General features: G+C 70.0%; 23 protein-coding genes. 7 read left to right on the top strand and 16 right to left on the bottom strand.

Going from position 1 to position 26434, the window contains the following annotated elements; all coding sequences use genetic code 11:
* The first annotated feature begins 140 nt into the window (after nucleotides 1-140).
* The gene (locus ABD743_RS40370) at nucleotides 141-1472 is read left to right on the top strand and encodes a right-handed parallel beta-helix repeat-containing protein (protein WP_344729335.1); all 1332 of its coding nucleotides are present in this window, start codon (nucleotides 141-143) and stop codon (nucleotides 1470-1472) included.
* 5 nt (nucleotides 1473-1477) lie between these two features.
* On the opposite strand, the gene ABD743_RS40365 is transcribed toward ABD743_RS40370, so the two are convergent.
* Nucleotides 1478-2938 (bottom strand): peptide MFS transporter, encoded by a 1461-nt coding sequence (locus ABD743_RS40365; protein WP_344729334.1) that lies wholly within the window; start codon nucleotides 2936-2938, stop codon nucleotides 1478-1480.
* Between the two features lie 347 nt (nucleotides 2939-3285).
* Between ABD743_RS40365 and ABD743_RS40360 the strand changes: the two genes are divergently transcribed.
* A complete protein-coding gene (locus ABD743_RS40360; RefSeq protein ID WP_344729333.1) occupies nucleotides 3286-5457 on the top strand; it encodes a putative bifunctional diguanylate cyclase/phosphodiesterase in 2172 nt (723 codons plus the stop codon).
* A 10-nt stretch (nucleotides 5458-5467) separates the two neighbouring features.
* Here the strand turns inward: ABD743_RS40360 and ABD743_RS40355 are convergent, their stop codons facing one another.
* From ABD743_RS40355 to ABD743_RS40345, 3 genes are all read right to left on the bottom strand, one after another.
* Nucleotides 5468-7183, bottom strand: coding sequence for a PHA/PHB synthase family protein (locus ABD743_RS40355; RefSeq protein WP_344729332.1), 1716 nt, complete (start codon nucleotides 7181-7183; stop codon nucleotides 5468-5470).
* Nucleotides 7184-7558: 375 nt separating this feature from the next.
* On the bottom strand, nucleotides 7559-7831 hold the full coding sequence (locus ABD743_RS40350; protein WP_344729331.1) for a hypothetical protein: 273 nt from the start codon (nucleotides 7829-7831) through the stop codon (nucleotides 7559-7561).
* A gap of 82 nt (nucleotides 7832-7913) precedes the next feature.
* Nucleotides 7914-8711 carry an IclR family transcriptional regulator gene (locus ABD743_RS40345; protein WP_344729330.1) on the bottom strand — a complete coding sequence of 266 codons (798 nt, stop codon included), beginning with the start codon at nucleotides 8709-8711 and terminating at the stop codon, nucleotides 7914-7916.
* Nucleotides 8712-9059: 348 nt separating this feature from the next.
* Between ABD743_RS40345 and ABD743_RS40340 the strand changes: the two genes are divergently transcribed.
* Nucleotides 9060-10019: an extracellular catalytic domain type 1 short-chain-length polyhydroxyalkanoate depolymerase gene (locus ABD743_RS40340; protein ID WP_344729329.1), complete on the top strand. Its 960-nt coding sequence runs from the start codon at nucleotides 9060-9062 to the stop codon at nucleotides 10017-10019.
* A 169-nt stretch (nucleotides 10020-10188) separates the two neighbouring features.
* A complete protein-coding gene (locus ABD743_RS40335; protein ID WP_344729328.1) occupies nucleotides 10189-11406 on the top strand; it encodes an acyl-CoA dehydrogenase family protein in 1218 nt (405 codons plus the stop codon).
* A 16-nt stretch (nucleotides 11407-11422) separates the two neighbouring features.
* Here ABD743_RS40335 and ABD743_RS40330 read toward each other — a convergent pair whose 3' ends face one another.
* The 6 genes from ABD743_RS40330 to ABD743_RS40305 form a co-directional block, all read right to left on the bottom strand.
* Nucleotides 11423-12430 (bottom strand): YihY/virulence factor BrkB family protein, encoded by a 1008-nt coding sequence (locus ABD743_RS40330; RefSeq protein WP_344729327.1) that lies wholly within the window; start codon nucleotides 12428-12430, stop codon nucleotides 11423-11425.
* Between the two features lie 66 nt (nucleotides 12431-12496).
* Nucleotides 12497-13138 (bottom strand): anti-sigma factor family protein, encoded by a 642-nt coding sequence (locus ABD743_RS40325; protein WP_344729326.1) that lies wholly within the window; start codon nucleotides 13136-13138, stop codon nucleotides 12497-12499.
* On the bottom strand, nucleotides 13135-13662 hold the full coding sequence (locus ABD743_RS40320) for a sigma-70 family RNA polymerase sigma factor (RefSeq protein WP_344729325.1): 528 nt from the start codon (nucleotides 13660-13662) through the stop codon (nucleotides 13135-13137). Before ABD743_RS40320 ends, ABD743_RS40325 begins: the two co-directional genes overlap by 4 nt.
* Before the next feature lie 105 nt (nucleotides 13663-13767).
* A complete protein-coding gene (locus tag ABD743_RS40315; RefSeq protein WP_344729323.1) occupies nucleotides 13768-14697 on the bottom strand; it encodes a TIGR03619 family F420-dependent LLM class oxidoreductase in 930 nt (309 codons plus the stop codon).
* Nucleotides 14698-14713: 16 nt separating this feature from the next.
* Nucleotides 14714-15211, bottom strand: coding sequence for an MEKHLA domain-containing protein (locus ABD743_RS40310; RefSeq protein ID WP_344729321.1), 498 nt, complete (start codon nucleotides 15209-15211; stop codon nucleotides 14714-14716).
* Between the two features lie 286 nt (nucleotides 15212-15497).
* Nucleotides 15498-16208 carry an SDR family oxidoreductase gene (locus ABD743_RS40305; protein ID WP_344729318.1) on the bottom strand — a complete coding sequence of 237 codons (711 nt, stop codon included), beginning with the start codon at nucleotides 16206-16208 and terminating at the stop codon, nucleotides 15498-15500.
* Between the two features lie 89 nt (nucleotides 16209-16297).
* Between ABD743_RS40305 and ABD743_RS40300 the strand changes: the two genes are divergently transcribed.
* Entirely contained in the window at nucleotides 16298-16753 is a 456-nt protein-coding gene (locus ABD743_RS40300) for a winged helix-turn-helix transcriptional regulator (protein ID WP_344729316.1), read from the top strand.
* Nucleotides 16754-16766: 13 nt separating this feature from the next.
* On the opposite strand, the gene ABD743_RS40295 is transcribed toward ABD743_RS40300, so the two are convergent.
* The 3 genes from ABD743_RS40295 to ABD743_RS40285 are packed head-to-tail and all read right to left on the bottom strand — an operon-like array spanning nucleotide 16767 to nucleotide 21326.
* Nucleotides 16767-18782 (bottom strand): ABC transporter ATP-binding protein, encoded by a 2016-nt coding sequence (locus tag ABD743_RS40295; RefSeq protein WP_379658956.1) that lies wholly within the window; start codon nucleotides 18780-18782, stop codon nucleotides 16767-16769.
* Nucleotides 18779-20587 (bottom strand): ABC transporter ATP-binding protein, encoded by a 1809-nt coding sequence (locus ABD743_RS40290; RefSeq protein WP_344729313.1) that lies wholly within the window; start codon nucleotides 20585-20587, stop codon nucleotides 18779-18781. The genes ABD743_RS40295 and ABD743_RS40290 overlap by 4 nt, the downstream gene beginning before the upstream one ends.
* 28 nt (nucleotides 20588-20615) lie before the next feature.
* Nucleotides 20616-21326, bottom strand: coding sequence for a TetR/AcrR family transcriptional regulator (locus tag ABD743_RS40285; RefSeq protein WP_344729310.1), 711 nt, complete (start codon nucleotides 21324-21326; stop codon nucleotides 20616-20618).
* 219 nt (nucleotides 21327-21545) lie between these two features.
* Here ABD743_RS40285 and ABD743_RS40280 point away from each other — a divergent pair, with 219 nt between their 5' ends.
* Nucleotides 21546-22427 (top strand): alpha/beta fold hydrolase, encoded by an 882-nt coding sequence (locus ABD743_RS40280; protein ID WP_344729308.1) that lies wholly within the window; start codon nucleotides 21546-21548, stop codon nucleotides 22425-22427.
* A 54-nt stretch (nucleotides 22428-22481) separates the two neighbouring features.
* On the opposite strand, the gene ABD743_RS40275 is transcribed toward ABD743_RS40280, so the two are convergent.
* Entirely contained in the window at nucleotides 22482-22937 is a 456-nt protein-coding gene (locus tag ABD743_RS40275; RefSeq protein ID WP_379658955.1) for a carboxymuconolactone decarboxylase family protein, read from the bottom strand.
* A 77-nt stretch (nucleotides 22938-23014) separates the two neighbouring features.
* On the opposite strand from ABD743_RS40275, the gene ABD743_RS40270 reads away from it, so the two are divergent.
* Nucleotides 23015-23878 carry a sigma-70 family RNA polymerase sigma factor gene (locus ABD743_RS40270; RefSeq protein WP_344729304.1) on the top strand — a complete coding sequence of 288 codons (864 nt, stop codon included), beginning with the start codon at nucleotides 23015-23017 and terminating at the stop codon, nucleotides 23876-23878.
* Between the two features lie 60 nt (nucleotides 23879-23938).
* On the opposite strand, the gene ABD743_RS40265 is transcribed toward ABD743_RS40270, so the two are convergent.
* Nucleotides 23939-25030, bottom strand: a complete 1092-nt coding sequence (locus tag ABD743_RS40265; RefSeq protein ID WP_344729302.1) for a mandelate racemase/muconate lactonizing enzyme family protein — start codon at nucleotides 25028-25030, stop codon at nucleotides 23939-23941.
* Complete coding sequence (locus ABD743_RS40260; RefSeq protein ID WP_344729300.1) at nucleotides 25027-26412, bottom strand: glycoside hydrolase family 5 protein; 1386 nt, start codon at nucleotides 26410-26412, stop codon at nucleotides 25027-25029. The genes ABD743_RS40265 and ABD743_RS40260 overlap by 4 nt, the downstream gene beginning before the upstream one ends.
* Nucleotides 26413-26434 lie beyond the last annotated feature (22 nt).

The raw sequence follows: 26434 nt of genomic DNA, 5'->3' as shown, positions 1-26434 counted from the left end.
TGGGCCACCCCCACCGACCAACACACCGACTTCACCGACTTCACCCTCACCACCAACACCCCACCGCCCGACACACCGGCCACGGGCAAACCGGCACCCGACACCCGACCGACCGACGACACCGAATGTGGAGCGAAACCATGATCTCGGCGGCGCAGATCCGGGCCCTGTTCCTCGTTGCCGTATTCCTGCTGCTGGGGAGCGCCTGCGCCACTCCACCCGACCCCCTGGTGCGTCACGGGGCGCCGCCGAGGCCGGTGATCGACCCCGCACGGCCCTGCACCCGTGAGGCACCGCCGGTGGCTGCGGACGACCGGACGGCACAAGCAGGCATGCGTGCGAGCTTCGACGCCGCGTCCAACACGATCGTGGTCTCCGCAGGCGAGGGGATCACCCTCCCGGCCCTCGGCCGCGCCATCGGCACGCCCGCGGCACTCCGGGAGGTCGCACCCGGTGAGTGGCTCCTCGCGGCGAACCTCCAAGTGCTCGCCGGTGCCTCACTGCAGATCGCCGCACCCGACGTGCGCTGGCTGAAGCTCAGCAGCAGCCCCAACGGTTTCGTGAGCGTCACGGCGACCGGCGGGAGCCTGGACGTCGACGGCTCCTGCATCACGTCCTGGGACGAAGGGCGGGGGCAGGTCGACAGCGACCACGTCGACGGGCGCAGCTTCCTCCTCGCCCGCAGCAGCGCGCGGATGGTGATCCGGCACGCGGAGCTGCGCTACCTCGGCTACGGGGAGGTCGAGTCCTACGGCCTGTCCTGGCGCACCGGAAGCACCACCGGTGGGATCACCACCAGTCTCGTCTCCCATCTGTTCTACGGGCTCTACACCTACGAGGCGAGCGGGCTGGTGGTGCAGGACAACGAGTTCCACGACAACGTGCTCTACGGCATCGACCCGCACACCGATTCACATCGCCTGCTCATCGAGCGCAACGTGGTGCACCACAACGGCAAGCACGGAATCATCCTGGCCGAGGACTGCACCGACAGCGTCATCCGGGACAATATCGTCTACGGCAATGAACACCACGGAATCGTGCTCTACCTGCGCTCCGACCGGAACCTGGTCGAAGGGAACCACTCCTTCGCCAACGCCGCCCAAGGCATCAACATCAACGCGTCGGTCGAGAACGTCGTCCGCGGCAACCACGTCTACGACAACAGGGAATCGGGTGTCGGCGTCGGCCAGACCGCCGAGGCCACCCTCGTCGAGAACAACCAGATCCGCGGCAACCAGCAGGACGGGGTCCGGCTGGTCAGCGAGGCCACGCACACCACCGTGCGCGGGAACGTGATCGGTGAGAATGTGCGCCACGGCGTCTACATCGACAGCAACGGCGTCTTCGACCTCGCCGGAAACACCATCTTCGGCAACCGCACAGGTGTGATGTCGAGGAGCGCCCCCGCCGAGTACGTGGCCGACAACCGGGTCTTCGACAACATCGAGGCCGAGGTCGGCGAGGGCTGATCGCCCTAGGTCACCCCGCCCATCAGGCGGCGCAGGAACGGGCTGATCGCCGCGAGGACGGCACCCAGCGCGATCCCGATGATCCCGAGGACGCCGAAGTACACGGCCTCGCGGGTCGGGCTGTAGAACTCGGCCAGCACCCCGGACATGGCGGTGCCGAGCGCGATCGACAGGAAGAACAGGGCCACCATCTGCGTGCGGAACGCCGCCGGAGCCAGCTTGGTGGACAACGACAGACCCACCGGCGACAGCAGCAGTTCGGCGATCGTGAAGACGAACAGGATGCCGATCAGCCCCAGCAACGGGGCGGTGCCCGGGGCGTCGCCCGCCATCGGCAGGAACAGCAGGAACGCCACGCCCATGATGGCCGTGCCCAGGGCGAACTTGATCGGGCTCGACGGCTGCCGGGTGCCGAGCTTCGTCCACAGCGCGGCGAACGCGCCGGACAGCAGAATGATGAAGATGGGGTTGATGGACTGCACGAAGGAGACCGGCATCTCCCAGCCGAAGATGTTCCGGTTCAACTGCTGGTCCGAGTAGATCGTCACCACGGTGAACTGCTGCTGGTAGAGCGACCAGAACGCCGCGCTGGCGATGAACATCGGGATGAAGGCGAGCACCCGTCGCCGCTCCACCGTGGTGATCCGGCTGCTGCGCAGGATCACCACGAAGTAGACGACCGTCGCCACCGCGCTCAGCGCCACCACGACGTTGGCGAGCCGGTCGGCGGTGAGCACTCCGCCGAAGGCCAGCACGGTGATCACGATGACGGCGGCGACGGCCACCGCCACCATCAGTGGCCGCCGGGAAGGGGGCAGCGGGTTCGGCACGATCCGGGCCGCTCCGACCAGGCGCTTGCGGCCGATCGTGTACTGGATGAGGCCGATCCCCATGCCGACGGCCGCGAGCCCGAACCCCCAGTGGAAGCCGAGGCTCGTCTGCAACAGTCCGGTGAGGATGGGCCCGACCAGCGCGCCCAGGTTGATACCGAGGTAGTAGAGGGAGAAGCCGGCGTCCCGCCGTGGGTCGCCCGGCGCGTACAGCGTGCCGACCAGGGAGGTGGCCGTGGCCTTCACCCCTCCACTGCCGACGGCGACCAGCACCAGGCCGACCCCCACGCCCAGCAGCCCGGGCAGCAGCGCCAGTGCGATGTGCCCGGCCATCACCACGATCGCGCTGTAGAAGAGCGTCCGTTCGGCGCTCAGGACCCGGTCGGCGAGCCAGGCGCCGAGAATGGTGGACAGGTACACCAGACCGCCGTAGGCGCCGACGATGCTCGTGGCCGTCGTCTGGTTGATCCCCAGGCCACCCTCGGCCGTGGAGTAGTAGAGGTAGATGAGCAGGATTCCCTGCATCCCGTAGAAGGAGAAGCGCTCCCACATCTCGACGCCGAACAGGTTCGCGAGAACCCGCGGCTGGCCGAAGAACGTCTTCTCGTCACGAGTTGCATCGGCTACATCAGTCACGACGCACCCTCCACTCCGAGACGCGCACGGCGGCCGGAACGGGAGAATCCACGGCTTCCCGACCCCTGGGTTCCGATCACCCTATTCCGTGGGACGGTCCGGGAAAAGGTCACGACCGGCTGAGAGCAGCCTTGCGAGAGCGCGCGTGGCACTCTCGATCACGGCCTCCCTGCCCCGTCGACGGATGCCGGAGCCGGCGCCATCCGCACAATTTCGGATCACTTTTCCCGATCGCCCCGGCCGCGCCACCCGACAGGGTGAACACGATGGCGTAGACCCTCCGACGGAAACAGCATGTTCATATCGGACGGCCCGGTATGCAGCATTTGGCCCGTATCCTCTGATCGATGACCGGCGGTCACGAGCTTTCCCGATCCGGGCCGGATGTCACCGCTCTGGTGGCGTCCTGGGCCGGCGATCTCGCACGGTTGGCAGCTCTCCCACTGTCCGGCGAGGAACTGCACCATTTCCTCGTCCGCGCCGCATCCCAGGTGGCACGCGCCGCGGCCGTCGACCCGGTGGACGTCGACACCGCACGTCAGGTGGGTGCGTCCATGGTGGACGCGGGACTGCTCGCTCCGGACGTCCTGCCGATCACGGTGAGCGCCCTGGCCCGCAACCTGCCCACGGCAGCGCGGTCGGCGGGGGCCGACCGGCCGCACGAGACCGCGCCCACCGTGGAGGCGGCGGTCGCCGACGGCTACGTCGCACGGCTGCGGGCACGGATCCTCGACGAGCAGGAGTCGATGCATCGCACGGAGGTCGCGGCGCGCCGCGAGATGGAGGGCGCGCTGCGTTCGAGCGAGGCCCGCTTCCGCGCCATCTTCGCCAACGCGGGCATCGGGATCGGCATCGTCGACATGGAAGGCCGGATCGTCGACGTCAACACGGCTTTCGCCTCGATGCTCGGCTACACGGTCGAGGAGTTCCGCCTGCTCACGGTGGGCGACTTCGTCTACGCCGACGACGCGGCGCAGATGTGGGAGCTCTACCGCGACATCACCGAGGGCAGACGCGACAGCGCGCGGGTCGAAAAGCGCTACCGGCACCGCGAGGGGCACGTGGTGTGGACCGACCTCACGGCCTCGCCCATCCGCGACGCCGACGGTGTGCCCGTGTTCATCGTCGCGCTGGTCGAGGACGTCACCGCCCTTCGCGAGCTACGGGAACGACTGCGGCGACAGGCGCTGCACGACCCCCTGACCCTGCTGCCCAACCGTGCCCTCTTCCAGGACCGGCTCAGCGCCGCATTCGCGCAACCGGGTCGCCGGGTCGGGATCTGCCATCTCGACCTCGACCGGTTCAAGGCCGTCAACGACCGTTTCGGGCACGACGTCGGCGACGCGCTCCTGATCGCGGTGGCCCGCCTGCTGGACAAGTGGGTGGCCACCCGGGGCCACCTGGTCGCCAGGATGGGCGGCGACGAGTTCGCGATCCTCGTCGACGATCCGCCCGAGGGCGAGTTGGCGCTGCTCGCCGACACCGTGCTCGCCGTCCTCACCGATCCGATCCTCATCGACGAGCACCGTCTCGTCGTCTCGGCCAGCATCGGGGTGGTCGAGTGCCCGGTGGAGGAGACCACGCCCGCGGAGATCCTGAAGGCCGCGGACGTCACGCTGTACTGGGCCAAGTCCGACGGGCGCGACCGGTGGGTCCGCTTCGACCCGGAGCGCCATGCCCGCGACATGACCCGCTACACCCTGTCGGCCACCCTGCTCCCCGGCCTCGAACGCAATGAGTTCCGGGTGGAGTACCAGCCGATCGTCGGGCTCTCCGACGGCCGGGCGGTCGGCGTGGAGGCGCTCGTCCGCTGGGTGCACCCCACGTTCGGGCCGCTCAGCCCCGACCAGTTCATCCACCTCGCCGAGGAGACGGGCTCCATCGTCCAACTCGGACGCCACGTGCTGACGTCGGCCTGCGAGCGCGGCGCGGAGTGGAACTCCGCGCATCCCGGTGCCGAGCTCTTCGTCAGCGTCAACCTCGCTGTCCGCCAGGCGCACGACCCCGACCTCGTCGACGACGTCACGCGCGCTCTGGAGACCACCGGGCTCTCGCCCCACCTGTTGCAGCTCGAGCTCACCGAGAGCGCCCTGCTCGGCCCGGCAGGCCGCCCCGTCGAGGCGATCACGGCACTGGCCGGCGCGGGAGTGCGGATCGCCGTGGACGACTTCGGCACCGGCTACTCCAACCTGGGATATCTCCCGCGGCTCCCCCTGCACACCTTGAAGCTCGCGCGCATGTTCATCGACGGCCTGCACACCCCGTCGGCGGACGCGAGCCCCATCGTCGGCAGTCTCATCGCCCTCGCCCACGCTCTCGGGCTCTCCGTCACGGCGGAAGGCGTGGAGACCCCCGCGCAGGCCGACCGGCTCCGGGCGAGCGCATGCGACACGGCACAGGGGTGGCTCTACGGCCGCCCCGCTCCCTGGCACGAGACCGCGCATCTGCTCGACACGCCGCTCCCTCCGGAGAGCCGGCCGGCCGTCCTCACTCCCGGTGGACCGCAGCCGGGTTCGTGAGCCCCCGGGTTCAGGTCCGGACGTACTCCCCCGGCCCGTCGCCCAGCACCGGGTGGGCCGTGCTGCCCATCCGCGGCGGGTCCTGCAGCGGCCCCGAGGTGTCCTCCGACCAGCGGGTCCAGTCCTCCCACCAGGAGCCGCTGTGACGCTCGGCGCCGTCCTGCCACCCCTCCGCCGTGACGGGCAACTGCTCGGAGTCGGAGACCATGTGCCAGACCTTGGGCCCCGGAGGGCTCACGATCCCGGCGATGTGGCCGCCGCTGCTGAGCACGAACCGCACCGGGCCACTCACGAGGCCCACGGTCTTGTACGCCGACTTCCAGGGCACGATGTGGTCGTTGATCGCACTGACGACGTAGGTCGGTGACTTGATCACGTTCAGATCGATGGTCTTTCCGGCGATCTTGAGCTTCCCTGCGGCGAGCTTGTTCTCGATGTAGAAGTTGCGCAGGTAGAACGTGTGCATCGCGGCCGGCATGCGCGTGCTGTCGGCGTTCCAGGCGAGGATGTCGAACGCGGGCGGATTCTGGCCCAGCAGCCAGTTGGACACCACGTAGTTGAAGATCAGGTCGTTGGCACGCAGCACGTCGAACGTGCCGGCCATCGACTTGCCTTCCAGGGTGCCCTCGCGGCGCATCTTCTTCTCGAGCTTCTCCACGGTGTGCTCGTCGGTGAAGTTGCCCAGCGCGCCCGGCTCGGCGTAGTCGAGCATCGTGTTGAGCAGGGTCAGCGTGCCGATCCGGGTGTCGCCCGACTGCTGCAGGTAGGCCGCCGTGATGCCCGTCAGAGCGCCGCCGAGGCAGAGCCCGACGATGTCGACGGTATCGGCTCCGGTGATCTCCTGGATGACGTCGACGGCCTTCTGCGGGCCGTTGACCAGGTAGTCGTCCATGGTGGTGTCGGCCATGTCCTTGGACGGGTTCTTGTAGCTGATCACGAAGACCGTGCGCCCGTGATCCACCGCCCACTGCACGAAGCTGCGGTCGGGCGACAGGTCCATCACGTAGTACTTGTTGATCCACGGCGGGCTGCACAGCATCGGCGTGGCGTGCACCTGCTGGGTGCGCGGCTCGTACTGCAGAAGCTCCATGAGCTCGTTGCGATAGACGACCTTCGCCGGTGTGCAGGCCAGGTTGCGGCCCAGCTCGAACCCGCTGGTGTCCACCTGACGCGGCCTGCCGGCGTTGTGCACCAGGTCGTCGAGGAAGTTGTGCACGCCCTTGGCGACGCTCCCGCCTGCCGTGTCGAACGCGCGCTTGAGGGCGGCCGGGTTCGTCATGAGGAAGTTCGTCGGGGCGATCGCGTCCAGCACCAGGTCCAGAGCGAGCGCGGCCTTGCGTGTCGCCTCTGCCTCCAGCTCCGCCGAGCCCACCACGTCGCGCGCGAAGCGGCACGACGCGAGGTAGGCCTGCCGGACCGCGTAGAACACCGGGTTGGTGTCCCAGGCAGGGTCGGCGAATCTGCGGTCCTTCGGGTCGATCGGTAGCGGTGGCTCCGCCTCGCCCCCGACCCAGCGAGTGGCGGCGATCAACGGAATACGCGCCAGGTCCGTGGCTAGCCGGATCGCGGCCAGCGCGGTGTCTCCCGGGTTGAAAAGGCTCGCGCGGACCGCGTGGGTCAGCGCCTCTCCCAAGCCTGCGGCGTCCAGGTCCTCGAACAGTTCGGACTCCGGCCCCAGGACGCTCGCGGCGTGCTCGGCAACGGTGTCGGGCAGTTCTTCGGCCATGTGCCCATCCTCGTGTCCGCGTTTCCCCTGCGGGACATCCTCCCGCTGGCCGGGAACCCGGGCCAGCCCTCGCAGCGGCGCCCGGTGCGCCCGCCGGAGCCCCCGGAGAGCGACGTCGCCGACCCCGCGAATACACCCCCGGCGAGTTCCTGACCTCGCGAGACCGGCCCCGGCGGCGTGCACCCTGGAGCTCGACTCGCAGTGATCTCGCTGACTCGCGAGGACACCCGGAAGCCGGCCCGGCGCTCTCCCGGACAGCCCCTGACCTCGACCGGGACGGGCGCGACGAGCCTGCAGGCGAACGGCACACGCAGCGGCGCGACGACGGCAGTGATCTCCGTGACGGTGCGCTCGGCCGTCGCTTCTGCCTCGGCGTCAGGACCCGAGCTGCTGCCGGACGGTCTTGACGAACGCCTCGGAGGTGTCACGCACGAAGTTCGCGTGAGCCGTGGCCAACGTGGTCGCCCACTCCGCGCCACTGGACTTGGCCGCCTGCTCCTCCAGGTCCAGGAAGTTCTTGAGCATCTGCTCGTACGCCTCCACCCAGGCGAGCCCGTTCTGCTTCGCGTGCTGAGCAACCTGCTCGCCGAGCTCCCGGACGCGTTGCGTGGCGGCCTCGAGATTGTCGCCACCGTCGGGTGTGGTCATGCTCGTGCCTCCTCTGCTCCGTGCCTGCCTTGTCCCTTCCGTCCGCAGACTCGCACAGGCGCAGGCCGCACGCGACCTGCGATCAAGCGGATCCCCGCTCGACCGGCGTCGGTCTCGAGGGGTACGGCCGCGCGAACTGAGCCAGTTCGCGCGAGAGCCATCCCGCCGACATGACCAGCGGGGCCCGCAGCGTCGGCACGTCACGGGCGATGTCGCGCACCCGCAGCTCGACGGCGACCACGACGTCTCCGCCCGCTCCGAACGCCGGGGTGGCGACGGCGCACCAGTCCTGGTCGAGCTCGCGGTCGCACACCGCGATACGGGTGGCCCGGATCGTGCGGAAGCTCCACCGCAGCCGTTCCGGTCGCGTCACCGTGGCGGTCGTGTACCGCACCAGGTCCTGCGCGAGGAGCGCGTCGACGACGCGCGGCGAGGAGAACGCGAGCAGCGCCTTGCCGAGTGCCGTCGCATGCACCGGCAGCCGTGCCGCCGGTGAGGGCGACGACACCGGCAGGTGCCCTGCCGCCTTCTCCACGTAGGCCACCGCGGGGCCGTCGAGGAAGCCGACCCGCACCGGCGAACCGGTCGCGCGGAACAGGTCCTCGATGACGGGCACCGCCCGGTCGCGGACGCGCACGGCGGTGGCGCCCGCCGGGTCGTCGGGTTCCTGGCAGGCGCAGCCACCCCCGAACGTTCGCAGCGGAGACCCGGCGCGGTAGCGCCCCTCCCCGTCGCGCTCCAGCACACGCCACGCCGTGAGCTCGGTGACCAGCCGGTGCACCGTCGAGAGCGGCAGGTCCGACCGGGCGGCGATCTCCGTCAGCGTCGGCCCGCCGCCCTCGGAGATGGCGAGCAGGATCGCGCTGATCTTGCTGATCACGGAGCTCCCCGGGGCCCTCGATCCACCCGCCACGCGGCACCTCCTCGCTCTGCCTCGCGGAGATCCGCTGTCATCGCCGGATGGGTTGGTCGAATGCGTACGAATCAAGCGTCCGCGCATACGGATAGCCACCTGGATCACGCCGGAAACCTCGGTGCGGAAAGCGACCGGAAGCACGGCCCCGACTACACCGATCGGCGCAGTCCCGGAGAACGTCAGGAACCCTCCGGCGTCGCACGTGCTCAAGAACACGGACGCCCCGCCGGATCGACCTCGGAAATTCGGCATGCTGATCAGTGCGATCAGTTTCCCGACCACCACAGACCCCGTGCGGGCCAGGAGGACTTCGTGGACGATCTCGACGCCGGACCCACCTCGGCACTACAGCTGACCATGCAGGGACGACCGGCAGAGGCGGCGGCCGCCATCCGGCGCATCCTGACGACGGTCGGCCCGCCGGACGGCGTCCAGGCCCTGCAGCTGTCCCACAGCGAGGAGGCCGGCACCCGTAGTTTCGATCTCTACGTCCCTTCGCGCCACCCCGGAGGGCCACCGCCGCTCCTGGTGATGCTGCACGGCGGGACGCAGAACGCCGCCGACTTCGCGATCGGCACGAGGATGAGCCGGCTCGCCGAAGGGCACGAGATGCTCGTTGCGTACCCGGAGCAGTCTCGCGCGGCCAACCAGGGCGGGTACTGGAACTGGTTCTCCGCTGCCGACCAGCGTGCCGGTGCGGGCGAGCCGTCGATCCTGGCCGGGATCACCCAACGGATCATCGACGAGTACGGCGCCGACCCGCGTCGCGTGTACGTAGCCGGGATGTCGGCAGGCGGTGCCATGTCCGCAGTGATGGCTGCGACGTACCCGGACCTCTACGCGGCCGTCGGCGTCCACTCGGGTGTGGCGTACCGCGCAGCCGAGGACGTGGGCTCCGCGTTCACCGCGATGCAGCACGGAGGCGCCCTTCATCCGGGTGCCGATCTGCCGCTGATCGTCTTCCACGGCGACGCCGACAACGTCGTCGACCCGGTCAACGCCGAGCAACTGGTCGCGGCCCGCCTCGCCGCCACCTCACGGCCCGCCGCCACCCCGACCACCCTGCAGGTCGAGGCGGGAGGCCGGCCGAGCACCCGGACCGTGGTGTGCGACGAGGACGACAGGGTCCTCGCGGAGTCGTGGCTCGTACACGGCCTGGGCCATGCCTGGTCCGGTGGCGACCCGGCAGGCTCGTACGCAGACCCGGACGGCCCGGACGCCTCCGCCGAGATGGTCCGCTTCTTCCTCGAGCACGCCCGGGCCGAGGACTAGCCCTTCCGAACCGGGGAACCGGATCCCGGTGGGATCGGAACACCATTTCACCGGATGTGACGGAATGGCCAGTTCTCCAGCTGGTATCGCCGGTGCTACGGCAGCCCGCGCGAGCTGCCGGAGAGTCGAGAGCATGAATGGCCCCGAGTCACTCGATTCCGGAGACCACATGATGGATTACATCCTCGACCGCCCCAGCAGCACCGACGAGGAACGGGCGCTCCGGGCTTCGCTCGTCGAGCAGGCACGCAGCCTCGTTCCGCTCCTCGCCGCCAACTCCGAACGGACCGAGGCGGAACGGAGGATCCCGGAGGAGAGCATCGACGCGATCCGGGAGGCCGGGATCTTCCGGCTCATGCAGCCACGGCGCTTCGGCGGGTTGCAAACCGACTTCCGCACGAAGCTCGAGGTGACGAGGGAGTTGGCGCGCGGGTGCGGATCAACCGCATGGGCGGTGAGCCTCATGAACGGGAGCAGCTACCTCGCCGGATTGTGGCCGGAGCAGGCACAGAAGGACGTGTGGGGGCAGAACCCGGACAACCGCATCGCCGGCGCACTGACCCCGGCCGAGCGCACCGAGGTCGTCGACGGCGGGTTCCGGATATCCGGAAAGTGGGCGTACTCGAGCGGATGTCTGCACGCGCAATGGGGACTCGGGGGCATCCAGATCCTGGACGGCGCCGGCGAGGTGCTGGACCAGGGGCTGGTGCTGATGCCGATGTCCGATCTCACGATCGAGGACACGTGGCACGTCACCGGAATGCGCGGCACCGGGAGCAACACTCTGGTGGCCGAGGACGTGTTCGTTCCCGAGCACCGTTTCCTCTCAGCCGTGAAGGCGGTTCGCAACGAGTTCGGCACGCCCTTCCTCGACGAGGTCCTCTACCGTTCCCCGTTCTTTCCCGCCACGGCGATCGTCCGGGCCGGACCTCACCTCGGCCTCGCCCAGGCGGCTCTCGACCGTGTGGTCACCAAGGCGCCCGGCAAGCCGATCATCTACACCCGGTTCACCGACCGGAGCGAGGCGGCCGTCACCCAGATCGCGGTGGCGAAGGCCGCGTCGCTCGTCGACACCGCTCATCTGCTGGCCTATCGGGCGGCGGCAGACGTCGACGAGGCGGCGCACCTGGGTGTGGTCCCGGACGCGCGGGCCAGGGCCCGGGTACGCATGGACATCGCGGCCTCGATCGTCAACGCACGGGAGGCGATCGGCATGCTTGTCTCGGCACACGGCGCCGCCAGCTTCGCCGAGTCCGAGCCGCTGCAACGGATCTGGCGCGACTGCGAGGTGGCGAGCCGCCACGCCGTCGGGCACTCCGAGATCAATGCGCAGTTGTACGGGCAGGCGCTGCTGGGCGTATCGATCGATGTCAGCCCGCTGGTCTGACGGACGAGCCGATCATCTAGCCGTCCGGCTCGGTGATCGGGGGTTTCTCGGTCTCCTGGCGGGGCTCGAACTGCACGTTGATCGTCTGCTGCTCCTTGAACCGCTGCGTGCTGGCATAGGAGGTGTAGCTGCGACGATCGGCACGGGTGAGCTCGACGTCCTCGACGAAGGGGGTGAGGAGCGAACGCGGGTAGAGCCGCCTGCCCAGCACCGCGTTGAGCTCGGCAGCCAGCACGATGATCACCGCCTCGATGTAGATCCAGGCCATCAGCCCGAGCACGATGCCGAAGAGCCCGTAGACCTGCGTGGAGCCCATCAGCCCGTGGCTGACGAAGAAGGCGCCCATCGACTGCAGGATCTGCCAGGCGACCGCCGACAGCAACGCCCCTGGCAGCACCTCGCGCACGCTGACGTCCCGCACCGTCAGCGCACGGAAGCCGAGCACGAACAGCCCGCACATCGCCGCGACGGACACCACGATCGCCAACAGGCGCAGCCCGACCCCCAACTCCTCCCCCACGGCACCCGCCCCGGCCGCCAACGCCGACAGCACGGTGGTGACCAGCACACCGAGGCCGAGCAGCACGAGCATCAGCAGGCTGCGCAGGCGCGCGCGGAACGGGTCGGGCCGCTTGTTGATCGGCACACCCCACACGTGGTTGAGCGCGTTCTGCACGGCCACCGCCACGCCGAGGCCGCCGTAGAGCGACACCACGATCCCGATCGCCAGCCCGAAGCCCGACCCCCGCAGGGGCTGGGCGGTGCTGGTGAGCTGGTCGCCGATGATCGGGAACTGGGACAGCGCACTGTGGATCAGCTGCTGCTGCAGGCCAGGGTTACCCGGCAGCACGAACCCGAGCACCGTCGACATCACCAGCAACAGCGGGAACAGTGACAGGAACCCGTAGTAGGTGATCAGGGCCGCAAGATAGGAGCCCTGGTCGTCGACGAACTTGTAGACGACGGCGAGCGGCACCCCGAGCCAGCGGTGTCGTCGCTGATAGCCGTCGATCCTCCCGATCACACCCACAAAGGGAGGTACCCGGCCACGGCCTCGCCCAGTGGGCCGATCAGGTGATCGGTAGAACGCTCAGCAGGGCAACGTCAGCAACGGCCGCCCGTCGACGGTGCGGATGTCGATGGAGGCGAGCTCGTTGCGCGGGATGGCCGTGGTGCCGACGACGGTGGCCCGGCCATCGGGGCTGGCGCCCCAGTTGGCCGCCACCTCCGTGCGCCCGTCGCGGGCGGTGGCGTAGGCGCGGTAGCCCGACGCGGGCGGCAGCCCCGTCAGCTCGAGGTGCACCGCGGTGCCCCAGGCGCGCTGGTGCATGCTGCCCATGCCCGCTGCGGTGACGCCGGTCATGACGGCCATCGGCGTGCCGTCCGCGCTGTTCGTGATCAGCTGGGGCAGCGCTCCGGCAAGGACCGCCACCACAGCGGCGGCCGCTGCAGCCATCTTCCAGCGGAGCAACCGGTGTCGCTCCGTCCGCTCGTGTTCGTCGACGGCGGCGAGCGCCCGCGAGAGCAGATCGCGGCTCGGTGTCAGCAGTCGGTCGCGAGCCTCGGTGGCGTCGATGCGCCCCAGCACTCCGGGGAGCGGCGCCAGCTCGGCCATCTCGGAACGACAGTCGGTGCAGGTGACGAGGTGCCCCTCGACCTCGGCCCGCTCGGCGGGATCGAGGCTGCCGACGAGATAGGCGCCGAGGTCGGTTCTCCGGCACCCGTCCTTCACGACGGCACCCCCATCTCCTCCAGCACCAGCCGCAAGGCCCGCAGGGCATAGTACGTGCGCGATTTGACCGTGCCGGGCGGGATGCCGAGCCGCTGCGCGGCCTCCGCAACCGACCGTCCTTCGTAGTACGTCTCGACGAGCACCGCGCGGTGGTCGAGAGACAGCCGATCGAGCGCGTCGGCCACCGTCCACCGCTGCACGGCGTTCTCGACATCATCGACAGCGGGAGCCGCGCCCAGGGCCCGTTCGTCGGAGACGGTGGTGGGGCGTGCGGCATCCGAGCGCCAGAGGTCGGTGACAAGGTTGCGAGCCGTGGTGAAGAGCCAGCCGCGCAGCTCGTCGGGACCCCGGTTGAGCTGGTGGGCCCGACGCCAGGCACGGACGAAGGTCTCCTGCACTACCTCCTCGGCTCGGGCTCTGTCACCGGTGAGCCGCACGACATAGCCGTAGAGTGGGCCGGCGACGTCCTCGTACAACGCACGGACGAACGACTCCGCATGAGCGGTGCTCTGCGACGCGGCCACACATCGGAGAACGGGTCGTAGATCGGAGTAGTTCAGCGCGGCACATGTGACACCGACCATGTGGTTGCACCGACCATGTGCATGCAGCGACCATGTAAATGCTGCTCAGCCCATTCCCGCAGCCCGGAGTTCGCCCAGGGCCTGCAACGCCAGGTCGAGGAGTTCCTCGCCGCCCCGAGCCGTCCACGTGAGGTCGATGAGGATCTCGGTGGCGCCCGCCTCGACGAGCCCGGCGATGTCGTCCACCACCTGCGACAGCGATCCGTGAAACGGTTGACGGCCCGCGCCGCGCTCCGCGGGGTGGAGCATCACGTTCGCCCGCGGGATCAGTTCGAGACGCTCGGGGTCGCGACCGTGCGCCGCCGCGCGATCCCGGATCCGCTTCCAGCCCTCCGCCATCACCGCGGGGGGCGTGCCGGCGGGCAGCCAGCCGTCGGCCCTGCGGGCGATCCGCTCGGCCGCCCGTTCCGTGTACCTGCCGCCCAGCAGCACCGGCACCGGCGCCGCCGGCTTCGGCGCCACGAGGGCGTTCTGCACGTTCATGCGCGAGTCGCGGTAGTTCACCGGGTCCGGCCCCCAGAGCGCGCGACAGGCGTCGATCGTCTCGTCGAGCGCCTGCCCCCGGTGCGCGAAGTCGGCGCCCGCGGCGCGGAACTCGTCGCTCGACCAGCCTGCGCCCAGACCGGCGATCAGCCTGCCGCCGCTGGTGACGTGCAGGGTGGCGAGCGCTCGGGCGAGGTGCAGCGAGGGGTGCAACGGGGCGATCAGAACGCTGGTGCCCAGCCGCACCGTCTCGGTCACCGCCGACGCGATCGCGAGGACGGTGAGCGGGTCGGCGCAACTGCGGTAGCCGTCGGGCCACGGGCCTGGCGTCCCGCCACCCGGCCCCTCGGCGGGCGTGAGTGGGAACAGGGCGCGCTCGTAGGCCCAGAGGCTGGAATAGCCGGCACGCTCCCCTCCGCGCGCGATGTGCACGACGTCGTTGCGCATGTCGTAGCGATCGCTGCGCTGTGGAAGGCCCAGCCCGAACCTCACGGCTGCTGCCGCGTTCCTACGAACACGTCCGCTCTGCCTCGGCCCAGCCGGCAGGCGCGCCGGTCGCGTCCGTCCAGCGGGGGAAGACAGCCGCCTGCCCGACTCGTAGCCCTGCGTCGTCCACGAGGTTCCACATCGTCACGTCCTCGATCCAGAACCGGCGCCGGGACTTCGCGATCCGCAGCCCTCGGTACCCGGTGGAGAAGCCGTTCGACTCGACGTCGGCGAGCAGCCGGTTGCGGTCGTCCTGACGGTCCGGTTCGGCGGAGAGCCGGGAACGCAGCCCGGTGAACTCCGTCCAGCCGTACTCGAAACAGCCCTGCGCAGTCCTGTTCGCGTAGACGAACCGGGGGTCCGGATCCGCGTCGTGGGCCAGCAGGCCGAACGGCGCGTCCTCGTAGAGCCAGGCGGCGGCGTTCTCCCCGTCGACGAGGGGCGTGCCGACGAACCGCTCGTACGAGTGGAGCAACAGCCGGACGAAGACGGGATCCGTGGGTGACGCGAGATCGAGCACCGCTTCAGCTCCTCACGTGGTCAGGAAGACGCCTGATCTCGGAGAGAGCGGAGCACTCACGAGGTCAGGTGTCCCTCGATGGCCCCCTGGCCAACCGTAACCCGGCAGCACCGGGACCGGTCCTGGCGTCGTTGCCCCTGTGCCGACGCAACGGCCGGCCTGCGTCGACAGTTCCCCGTGGGATCAGCGCGAAACCGGGCCGACCGCCCCGGCCGGCGGTGGCCGGGGCGGATCGCTGGGGACACGCGGCCCGCGGGCGTGACCGACCGCGGGCCGTGTGGGCGAATCAGGCCTGCGGCCCGGTGAGCTGCGGGTAGAGCGCCGTCAGATCTGCCGAGAGCCCGGCACGGACGTTCTTGCTGAGGTCGTCCGCGAGCACCTCGTGGGCACCCGCCTGCACGCCGTCCAGCGTGATGGCAGCCACCACCGCCGGGTCACCCTTCGGGGAGCCGACTGTTGCGGCCATGTCGGTGTCCAGGTAGCCGACGTGCAGCGCGGTGACCTGGATGCCCTTCGGCGCGAGCCGCAGGCGCAGCGCGTTGGTCGCCGCCCAGCTCGCGGCCTTGGCGGTGGAGTACGCCTCGTGCGGTGCGATGTGGATCCAGGACAGCACGGACAGCACGTTGACCACGCCGCCGCCCCCGTTGGCCTCGATGACCGGCACGAAGGCCCGCGTGGCCCGCAGCGTGCCGAAGAAGTGCGTCTCCATCTCCAGCCGGATGTTGTCGAAGTCGCCGTCGAGCAGGTCGGTGCGCGTGTCGATGCCGGCGTTGTTGATCAGGAGGGTCGCGTCGCTCGCCGTGGCCGCTGCCGCCGCCACCGAGTGCGGGTCGGTGATGTCGATCTGGAGCGGCACCACGTCGGGCAGGTCGATCGAGCTGGGGTTTCTCGCCCCCGCGTAGACCTTCGCGCCTCGCTTCACGAGCTCTGCGGCGAAGTGCCGGCCGAGCCCCCGGTTCGCACCGGTGACGACCGCGACCGAGTTCTGGATGTCCATGCTGTCTCTCCCGCTTGAGCCGTGCTGTGTAGGAATTTCCAATCTAGCTAGCTGAGTTGGCTGTGGCAACTCAGGGTTAGACTGAACACATGGCGGCGACAGAGAAGGACAGGATGTGCTCGATCGCGCGTTCGCTCGAGGTGCTGGGCGAGCGCTGGACGTTCCTGATCCTGCGCGAGGCCCTCTCCGGCACCACGCGGTTCGCCGACTTCCGCTCCGAGCTGGGCGTGGCCCCGGACGTGCTCAGCAACCGGCTTGCGACGCTGGTCGACGCCGGTGTGCTGGAGAAGCAGCCATATCGGGAGCCCGGTGCGCGCGTGCGCGACAGCTACCACCTCACACCCGCCGGGCGCGAACTCCAGTTGCTGCTCGGCGCCCTGCAGCAGTGGGGCGACGAGCACCGGCCCTACGAGCTCGGCCCCACCATCGTGCGGCGCACCGTGGACGGCGACCGCCCCGTGCACGTGGGATTCATCGACGACACCGGTCGTGAGGTGCCGCTCGAGAACGTGGCGTTCGTCCGGACCGCCCTCTACCCGGCCTGATCGGCCCGCGCGCTCACTCCACGTCGGCCGCGGCGGCGGAGAACTGGGCGGAGTACAGGTTGTGGTACGCCCCCCGCGCGGCGAGCAGTTCGTCGTGCGTGCCCTGCTCGACGATCCGCCCCGACTCCATCACGAGGATCAGGTCGGCGTCCCGGATCGTGGAGAGCCGGTGGGCGATCACGAAACTGGTGCGGTCGGACCGCAGCGCCGCCATCGCCCGCTGCACCAGCACCTCCGTGCGGGTGTCCACCGAGCTCGTGGCCTCGTCGAGGATGAGCAGTGTGGGGTCGGCGAGAAACGCCCGCGCGATCGTGATCAGCTGCTTCTCACCGGCACTGACGTTGCTGCCCTCGTCGTCGATCACGGTGTCGTAGCCGTCGGGCAGGCTGCGGACGAAGCGGTCGACGTACGTGGCGCGCGCGGCCGCGAGCACCTGCTCCTCGCTCGCGGCCGGGTTGCCGTAACCGATGTTGTCGCGGATCGTGCCGCCGAAGAGCCACGTGTCCTGCAGCACCATGCCGACCCCGGAGCGCAGCGTGGCGCGGTCCATCGTGGCGGTGTCCACGCCGTCGAGGGTGATCCGGCCGGAGTCGAGCTCGTAGAACCGCATGATCAGGTTCACCAGCGTGGTCTTGCCCGCTCCGGTGGGCCCGACGATCGCAACGGTCTGCCCCGGCTCCGCCGTGAGCGAGAGGTCGTCGATCAGGGGCTTGTCGGGCTCGTAGCGGAACGAGACGTGCTCGAAGACCACCCGTCCTCGCCGCGTCACCGGCACGGCGGGCGAGGTCGGGTCGGGCACCTGCTCCTCGGCGTCGAGCAGCTCGAACACGCGCTCGGCCGAGGCCACGCCCGACTGCAGGAGGTTGGCCATGGACGCGAGCTGGGTGAGCGGCTGGGTGAACTGCCGGGAGTACTGGATGAAGGCCTGGACGTCACCGAGGCTCATCGAGCCCGACGCCACGCGCAGCCCGCCGACGACGGCCACCAGCACGTAGTTCAGGTTCCCGATGAACATCATCGACGGCATGATGATCCCGGAGATGAACTGCGCGCGGAAGCTCGCATCGAACAGCCGCTCGTTCCGTTGCGTGAAGTCCGCCTCCACCTCGTGGCGCCGCCCGAACACCCGCACCAGTTCGTGGCCGGTGAAAGCCTCCTCGATGTGCGCGTTCAGCGCGCCGGTATAGCGCCATTGCGCCACGAACTGCTTCTGCGACCGCTTCGCGATCGTCTTGGTGACGTACATCGAGACCGGGATCGTGACCAGCGCGACGAGCGCCAGCAGCGGTGAGATCACCAGCATCATCACCAGTACGCCGACCACCGTGAGCACCGAGGTCAGCAGCTGGCTCATCGTCTGCTGGAGGGTCTGGGAGATGTTGTCGATGTCGTTGGTGACGCGGCTCAGCACCTCGCCCCGCTGCTGGCGGTCGAAGTAACGCAGCGGCAGCCGGTTGAGCTTGTCCTCCACCTCGCGGCGCAGCGAGAAGATCGTGCGCTGCACGATCCCGTTCAGCAGGTAGCTCTGCATCCAGCCGAACAGCGAGGCGGCCACATAGATCGCGATGACGCCGAGCAGCACCTGCCCGAGCAACCCGAAGTCGATGCCCTGCCCGGGCACCACGGACGAGCCCTCGATGACGTTGGCGAACGTCTCGTTGCCGGCGGCGCGCGCCGCGGCGGCCGCCTCCGCGGTGGTGGTGCCGGGCGTGAGCTGCTGCCCGATCACCCCGGCGAAGATGACGTCGGTGGCGTGGCCGAGGATCTTCGGGCCGATCACCGAGAGCGTCACACTGATGATGCCGAGGGCCACGACGAGCGCCACCAGCGCCCGCTCCGGGGCGAGCATGCCCATCAGCCGGCGCGCCGACGGACCGAAGTCCATCGACTTCTCGGCCGGCATCCCCGCGGACGCCCACGGTGGGCCGCCGCCCCGGCGCGCCGCGGACATCTCCCGCGCCGCGCGACCGGTGTCGTCGCCGCCCCCGCCCGCCGATACGGGCGTCGCGGACGGGCTGGGCCTGGTCATACCACTTCCTCCGCGCTGACTCGTGCTGCGCCGATCGCTTCTGCGCTGATCACTTCTGGGCCGATCTCTTCCGCGCCGATCTCTTCCGCACTGAACTGGGACGCCACGATCTCCGCGTACGTGGGGCTGGCGGCGAGCAGCTCGTCGTGGGTGCCGATGCCGACCACCGCGCCGTCGTCGAGCACGACGATCTGGTCGGCGTCCCGGATGCTCGCCACACGCTGTGCCACCACCAGCACCGTCGCCGTCTCGGTGACGGGTCGCAGTGCCGCGCGGAGCCGGGCGTCGGTGGCGAGGTCGAGCGCGGAGAACGAGTCGTCGAACAGATAGATCTGTGGTGCTCGCACGAGCAGCCGGGCGATGGCGAGCCGCTGGCGCTGGCCGCCGGAGACGTTCGTGCCGCCCTGCGCGATCGGGGCGTCGAGGCCCGCGGGCATGGCCCGGACGAACTCTGCGGCCTGGGCCACCTCCAACGCCGTCCACAGCTGCTCGTCGGTGGCGTCGGGGTTGCCGTAGCGGAGGTTGCTCGCGACGGTGCCGGAGAAGAGGTACGGCCGCTGCGGCACGATCCCCACCCGGCTCCAGAGGTGCTCCGGTTCGAGGTCGCGCACGTCGATGCCGTCGACGAGCACCGCGCCGCTCGTCGCGTCGAACAGGCGGGGGACGAGCCCGAGCAGCGTGGTCTTGCCCGCGCCGGTGCTCCCGACGATCGCCGTGGTGGTGCCGGGACGTGCCGTGAACGTGACGTTGCGCAGCACGGGCTCGGCCGCGCCCGGGTAGGCGAAGCCGGCCCCGCGCAGTTCGAGAACACCGGTGGCGACCCGCGGAACGACCGGTTCGCGCGGCGGTGCCACCGACGATTCGGTGTCGAGCACCTCGACGATGCGCTCCGCGCAGACGGCCGCGCGCGGGATCATCATCGTCATGAACGTGGCCATCATGACGGCCATGAGGATCTGGGTCAGGTAGGTGAGGAACGCGGTGAGCGCACCGACCTGCATCTGACCTGTGTCGATCCGCCCCGCACCGAACCACAGCACGGCCACGCTCGAGACGTTCAGCACGAGCATGACGATCGGGAAGATCCGCGCCTGCAACCGCCCGACCCGCAGGGCGACGTCCGTCAGCTCGGCGTTGGCCCGGCCGAACCGCGCCGTCTCCTCCGGCTCCCGGACGAACGCCCGCACCACCCGGATGCCGGTGATCTGCTCCCGCAGGATCCGGTTCACGTCGTCGATGCGCGTCTGCATGCTCCGGAAGCCCGGCACCATCCGCACGATCACCACGCCGATCGACGCCACCAGCACCGGGACACAGACCAGCATCAACCAGGACAGCTGCGTGTCCTCCTGCAGGGCCATGACCACCCCGCCGAAGCACATGATCGGCGCCGTCACCAGCATCGTGCAGGACAGCAGCACCAGCATCTGCACCTGCTGCACGTCGTTCGTGCCCCGGGTGATCAGCGACGGCGCACCGAACCGGTTGACCTCGCGCGCCGAGAACTCCCCCACCCGGTGGAACAGCGCCGCGCGCACGTCCCGGCCGAAGCCCATGGCCGTGCGCGCACCGACGTACACGGCGGCGACCGAGCACGCGATCTGCACGAGCGTGATCACCAGCATCCAGCCGCCGGTGCCGAGGATGTAGGACGTGTCGCCGCGGGCGATGCCCTGGTCGATGATGTCCGCGTTGAGGCTCGGCAGGTACAGCGAGGCCATCGTCCCGACCAGCTGCAGCACCACCACCAGCAACAACGGGCGGGTGTAGGGACGCAGCCGCTCGCGCAGCAGCCGGATCAGCATGAACGGTCCTCGGTCGTGATAGGTGTGATCAGCAGCGGTCGGATGTGTCCGTCGGACATGACGGGCTCCTCCCCGCTGTCGCTTGTCGTGGTGCGGACGCTAGGAGCCGGACGGAATCCGCCGAATCCGTCACGTGACCGGGCGACGCCAGCCCGTCCAGCAGGATGGAGACGATCTGCTCGGCCTCCAGCTCGCGGCCGCCGGCGATGAGCGGGTGGGTGCCGGAGAAGACGAGCAGCCGCAGCACGTGCGCGAACTCGGCGGGCGGCACGCGCAACCGGCACGCGTCCTGGCCCACCAGGTCGATCACGGCGGCGTGGAAAGCGTCGTTGATCTCGCTGGGGTTCTGACCCGCGGGCGGCGACGGGCGCCCCTCACGGGGCGGCGTCCGTGTCCAACCCAGGGCGTTGAGCAGCCCGAACACCTCAGCCATACGGCGCTGCAACACCGTGACGCCCGCGGTGAGGCGCTCGCGGAGCGGGAGAGAACGATCCACCGCCGCCAGCTCGCGGAGCGCGGGCGCGGGATCGAACGCGTCGGCCACCACCGCCTCGACCACCGACTCCTTGTCGGGGAAGACGCGGAAGATCGTGCCCTCGGCGATCCCGGCCGCCGCCGCGATCTGGCGGGTGGTCACGGCGGTGCCCTGCCGTTGCACGAGCGGCCGCGTGGCGGCCACGATCGCCGCTCGCCTCGCCTCCGGCGCCATACGGGGAGCGCGCCTGCCCTCGGAGATCACGCCGGGACAGTAAATGAGCGCCCACTCACTAACAAGTTCTTTCCCTCGGAGGGGATCCGCCCGCACCAGCAGCCCGGGCGGATCGCTGCCCAGGTCGGCGGCCTCGTCAGGGCGCCGCGGGCGCCGGACACGGCCGACGGCCGACCTTCTCGTCCCAGAACCCGCCCTTTACGCTTCGCTGAAGATCGACAACGCCTGCCCCACCACAACGGAGAGACGATGGCTCGGGAACGTATCGAGATCGCGGCGGGCGACCGGCGGGTCACGGGTGTCACCACCCGCCCGGGCCGCGCGGAGGCGCCGCTACTGGTGGCCCTGCACGGCGGCACCTACACGTCGGCCTACTTCGACGTGCCGGGCTTCTCGCTCCTGGATCTGGCCGAGGCCACCGGTTTCACGGCCGTCTCGCTCGACCGCCCCGGCTACGGAGACAGTGACCCGCTCGACGACGACACCCCCTTCTTCGCCGGGAGCGCGAGAGTGCTCGACGACGCGATCGCCCGGCTGTGGGCCGACCGGTCGGCCGATCACCCCGGCATCGTGATCGTCTCCCACTCGATCGGCTCGGCGATCGCCGTGCACATGGCGGCGGGGAAGCCCGGGTGGCCGCTGCTGGGCATCGCCCTGCACGGCGTCAACGACCGGTCTCCCGACCCCGTCGTGAACGCCTGGAACGCCATGCCTGCCGGGCAGCCCATCGCATTCACGCAGGAACAGCGGCGGATGTTCATGTACGGCCCCGACGCCACGATGGACGCCGACGCGGTGGCGAGGGCCGAGATCTCGGCCGCGCCCGCGCCGCTGGCCGAGCTGCTCGAGATCGTCCGGGAGTGGCCGGCGTCGGCGGCGCAGCTCGCCGCCGGGGTGACCGTGCCCGTGCACTACGCACTCGCCGAGTTCGACGGGCTGTGGCTCGTCGACCAGGAGCGTGTCGACAGGTTCGCCGGCTACTTCACATCGGCGCCCTGGACCGTGGCGTCGCTCTTCCGTGGTGCCGGGCACAACATCGACCACCACCACCTCGGCCGCACGCTGCACCTGGAGCAGCTCGCCTTCGCGTGGGCGTGCGTCCACCGCCGGAGCCCGGCACTCATCGGCTGAGCGCGAGGCCGTGTCCCGAGGATCCGGATCGACGGGACACGGCCTCGACCGATCTCACCAGGTAGCGCCCACCGGCTGCTGAACAGCGGCGTTGAGCCGGTTCCAGACGTTGATCGCCGAGATCGACACCAGCAGCGACGAGAGCGCCTCCTCGTCGTAGTGTCGTGCGGCCTCGGCCCACACGTCGTCAGGGACGGCGTCGGACCGGTCCGCCAGCCGCGTGACGCACTCGGCGAGCGCGAGGGCCGCGCGTTCGGCGTCGCTGAAGTACGACGACTCCCGCCACGCGCCGACGCCCCAGATCCGCTCGTCCTTCTCGCCGGCGTCCTTGAGTTCCCGCGAGTGCATGTCGACGCACACGCTGCAGCCGTTGATCTGGCTCGCCCGCAGGTGGATCAGGTGGTGTGTCGTCGCGGGAACGGAGCTCGACTCCGCCGCCTTGCTCAGCGCGTGCAGCGCCTTCATCACGTCCGGCAGCACCTTCACGGGGTGCGTCATCCGAGCCTGCATCATGTCCTCCTGCTGTCACATCCGCCCCATCCGGGCGGGTCATAGGAGTGACCCGCCGGATCGAGAGGATGTGACAGGTGCAGGACGAAGAATTCTGGGCAGCGCAGTTCGAGGAGCACCGGCCCCGGCTACGGGCAGTCGCCTACCGGATGCTGGGCTCGTTCGCCGAGGCCGAGGACGCGGTGCAGGAGTCCTGGTTGCGCGTCTCGCGCGCGTCGGGCGGCGACGTGGAGAACATCGGCGGCTGGCTCACGACGATCGTCTCGCGGCAGTGCCTCAACATGCTGCGCTCGCGGGCGACCCGGCGGGAGGACCCACTGGACGTGCGGGTGCCCGACCCGGTCGTGGAGTCCGGCGACGGGGTCGACCCGGCCGAGCAGGGCGTCCTCGCCGACTCCGTGGGCCTCGCGTTGCTGGTCGTGCTGGAGGCGCTCGACCCTGCGGAACGGCTCGCGTTCGTGCTGCACGACATGTTCGCGGTGCCGTTCGAGGAGATCGCCCCGATCGTGGGCCGGACCCCGGCCACGGCCCGCCAGCTGGCCAGCAGGGCCCGGCGGCGGATCCAGGGCGCAACGCCCACCGGGCAGCCCGACCGTGCCCGGCAACGCGAGATCGTCGACGCCTGGCTCGTGGCGTCACGCGGCGGTGACTTCGCGGGGCTGGTCACGCTCCTGCATCCGGACGCCGTGCTGCGCGTCGACACCGGCGGTGCGGGCTCGAAGCTCGTGCGGGGCGCGGCCGAGGTCGCAGGCCAGGCGGCGATGTACCGGGCGGCGGGGCTCCGGGCGCGGTTCGCGGTGGTCAACGGCGGTCCCGGCATCATCTCCGTGATCAACGGCCGGGTGACGGGGGTCCTGGCGTTCACGGTCGCGGACGGGCTGATCGTCGAGATCGACATCCTGGCCGATCCGCAACGGCTGGCGGCCCTGGACTTCGCCTGAGCGCCCGGCCGGATGGCACCGGGCGGCGCCGCGTCCCCCTGGTCGGCGCCGCCCGGGAGCTCAAGCCGCGGAGGTGGTGAGCTCCGCCTCCCGGACGAACGCCGGGTCCAGCTGCACTCCCCACCCCGGGGCGGTGGGGGCGTCGACCCGGCCGTCGACGACGCGGAGCGCGGGCTCGTACACCCCCTGCGTCCACGGCGTGGTCTCGATGCTCCACTCCTGGTACTGCGTGCATGCGGGCATGGCGGCCGCCAGGTGCAGCGAGAACACCTGCAGCAGCGAGTCGTTGGCGCAGTGCGGCGTGCACGGGATGCCCGCCGCCTCGGCCAGCACGGCCACCTTGCGCGCTCGCGAGATCCCCCCGATGTAGCCGACGTCGGGTTGCACGATGTCAACGGCCCGTCCGCTGATCATGCGGTGGAACTGCGGCAGCGAGATGTCCTGCTCCCCGCCCGAGACGGGGACGTCCAGGGCGGCTGCCACCTGCGCGGTCTGCTCGAGCTCCGGGAACGGGCACGGCTCCTCGAAGTGGAAGTACCCGTACTCCTCCAGGAGCCTGCCCACGCGGATCGCACGGCCCACGGAGAAGCCGCCGTTGGCGTCGGCCGAGATGTCCACGTCGTCGCCCAGCACCGCGCGCACGTGCGGGACGATCCGCTCGGTGCGGCCCGGCGCCGCGTCGACGTCACGGCCCATCGCCTCGCCCACGCGGATCTTCACCGCGCGGAAGCCCTGCTCGGCGACGAACCCCGCGAGGCGATCGGCCTCCTGCTCCGGCGTGATCGACCGCAGCATGCTGGATGCGTACATCGGTACGGACGCCCGTGCGTGACCGCCCAGGAGCTTCGCCACCGGCCGGCCCGTGACGATGCCCAGCACGTCCCACAGCGCCGTGTCGACCCCGGCCAGCGCGCGGTGCAGGAAGCTGCTGGGGAACTTGTAGTGCACGCGCAGGCACTCGTCCACCAGCGCCTCGACGTCCCAAGGGTCCCGGCCGAGGAAGAGCGGGGCCACCATCGTGTGCAGCACGTGTGCACTGGTGGCGGCCTCGTAGGGCGCCGTCTGCCCGATGCCGACGACACCGTCGTCGGTGCCGACCCGCACGATGGCGAGCGGCCCGCGGACGAGGGTCTCGATGCGGGTGATCTTCACAGATGCTTCTCCAGTACGTCGACCAGGCGCGGGCGCACCACGCATCGTTCGAACGCGAAGCAGTCGGCCAGGGCCCGCGCCTCCTCGGCGTCGATCCCGGCGAAGCAGCGCGCGAAATCGTGCACCATCGGCTCGGCCAGCAGGATGTGTCGTACCAGCACGTGGATCCACTGCTGCTGGCCGAACGGGAGCGGGTCGAAGTCGGGGAACTCCTCGGCCACCGTCCGCTCGATGGGGTCGAGGATGTGCCGCACCCCGGTGTCGACGCCGCCCCAGACGTCCACTCCGAGCCGGGCCTTCTTCTCCAGCACGGGCTCGATCCGCTGCAGGTAGGCGGAGTCGGCCGCGGCGTGCACCACGCCCTGCAACCCGATGTCCTTGTAGGTCCACAGGCTCCAGCCGGCGGCGTGCTCGTCGTAGATGTCGAGTTGGTCGTCCAGCACGCGATACCGGGCGTCGTCGCGGACCGGCTCGCCGCTGTACACCGGGCCGAACTCGCCCACCCAGATCGGCGTACCGGTGCGGCGCATGTACTCCGAGCGGTGCAGGAACCTGGCCTCGATGTAGTCGCGGTCGACGTACTGGCCGCGCGAGATCCCGGGGTAGGCGCCGCTGTCGGCGAACCCGGAGAGCGCGTAGTCGTGCACGGTGTAGACGGTGTTCTCCCACGGCTCGGCGAACGCGTCGAACTCGGTGGCGTGCCGGTTGCCGTCCAGGAAGATCACGTGCTTCGGGTCGACCGCGCGGATCGCGGTGTGCAGTCGCTCGTAGAACGGGCCGATCGTGGTGCCGTCGGAGTCGGCGGGCTCGTTGAGCGGGTTGTATCCGGCGACCCAGGGGTTGTCCTTGTAGCGGTCCGCGAGCGCCTCCCACAGGTGCACCACCCGGTCCTGGAAGTGGCGGTGGGTCCAGAAGAACGACCGGTGCGTCGGGTTGTCGCTGTGCCAGCGCTGGTTGTGGAAGCCGGGGGCCGCGTGGAGGTCGAGCACGGTGTAGATGCCGTTACGAGCACAGGCGTCGATGGCCCGGTCGAGCAGCCGGAAGCCCTCCTCCTTCAGCTCGAGCGGCCGGTCGTCGTCCTCGAAGTGGCGGTAGTGGAACGGCAGCCGCACGCAGTTCATCCCCTGCTCGGCCAGGAACCGGGCGTCCTCGTCGGTGAAGAAGACCTCGAGGAAGCGGTCGAAGAAGGCGGCTGCGACCTCCGGGCCGAGCACCGTGCGCATGGCCTTGCGCTGCAACTCCTCCGTGGAGGGGTAGCCGGTGATGAAGTTCTCCATGTTCATCCAGCCGCCCAGCCCCACCCCGCGCAGCCGCACGGGCTCGCCCGCAGCCGTTGCGAGGTGGTCTCCGTCGACGCGGATCAGTACGGACTCGTCGGGCATGGGGGTGGAACTCTCCTTCGTC

It is taken from the genome of Pseudonocardia yunnanensis (assembly GCF_039534065.1).
GTDB classification, from domain to species: domain Bacteria; phylum Actinomycetota; class Actinomycetes; order Mycobacteriales; family Pseudonocardiaceae; genus Pseudonocardia; species Pseudonocardia yunnanensis.
The sequence above is the reverse complement of the archived record's forward strand: the minus strand, read 5'-3'. Positions and strand labels throughout refer to the sequence as shown.

Excerpts from the sequence above, each read along its gene's own strand:
- ABD743_RS40350 (WP_344729331.1), bottom strand. The coding sequence starts at position 7,831 with ATGACCACACCCGACGGTGGCGACAATCTCGAGGCCGCCACGCAACGC.
- ABD743_RS40360 (WP_344729333.1), top strand. The coding sequence starts at position 3,286 with ATGACCGGCGGTCACGAGCTTTCCCGATCCGGGCCGGATGTCACCGCT.
- ABD743_RS40370 (WP_344729335.1), top strand. The coding sequence starts at position 141 with ATGATCTCGGCGGCGCAGATCCGGGCCCTGTTCCTCGTTGCCGTATTC.
- ABD743_RS40335 (WP_344729328.1), top strand. The coding sequence starts at position 10,189 with ATGATGGATTACATCCTCGACCGCCCCAGCAGCACCGACGAGGAACGG.
- ABD743_RS40280 (WP_344729308.1), top strand. The coding sequence starts at position 21,546 with ATGGCTCGGGAACGTATCGAGATCGCGGCGGGCGACCGGCGGGTCACG.
- ABD743_RS40260 (WP_344729300.1), bottom strand. The coding sequence starts at position 26,412 with ATGCCCGACGAGTCCGTACTGATCCGCGTCGACGGAGACCACCTCGCA.
- ABD743_RS40290 (WP_344729313.1), bottom strand. The coding sequence starts at position 20,587 with ATGCTGATCCGGCTGCTGCGCGAGCGGCTGCGTCCCTACACCCGCCCG.
- ABD743_RS40275 (WP_379658955.1), bottom strand. The coding sequence starts at position 22,937 with ATGCAGGCTCGGATGACGCACCCCGTGAAGGTGCTGCCGGACGTGATG.
- ABD743_RS40355 (WP_344729332.1), bottom strand. The coding sequence starts at position 7,183 with ATGGCCGAAGAACTGCCCGACACCGTTGCCGAGCACGCCGCGAGCGTC.
- ABD743_RS40295 (WP_379658956.1), bottom strand. The coding sequence starts at position 18,782 with ATGACCAGGCCCAGCCCGTCCGCGACGCCCGTATCGGCGGGCGGGGGC.
- ABD743_RS40305 (WP_344729318.1), bottom strand. The coding sequence starts at position 16,208 with ATGGACATCCAGAACTCGGTCGCGGTCGTCACCGGTGCGAACCGGGGG.
- ABD743_RS40300 (WP_344729316.1), top strand. The coding sequence starts at position 16,298 with ATGGCGGCGACAGAGAAGGACAGGATGTGCTCGATCGCGCGTTCGCTC.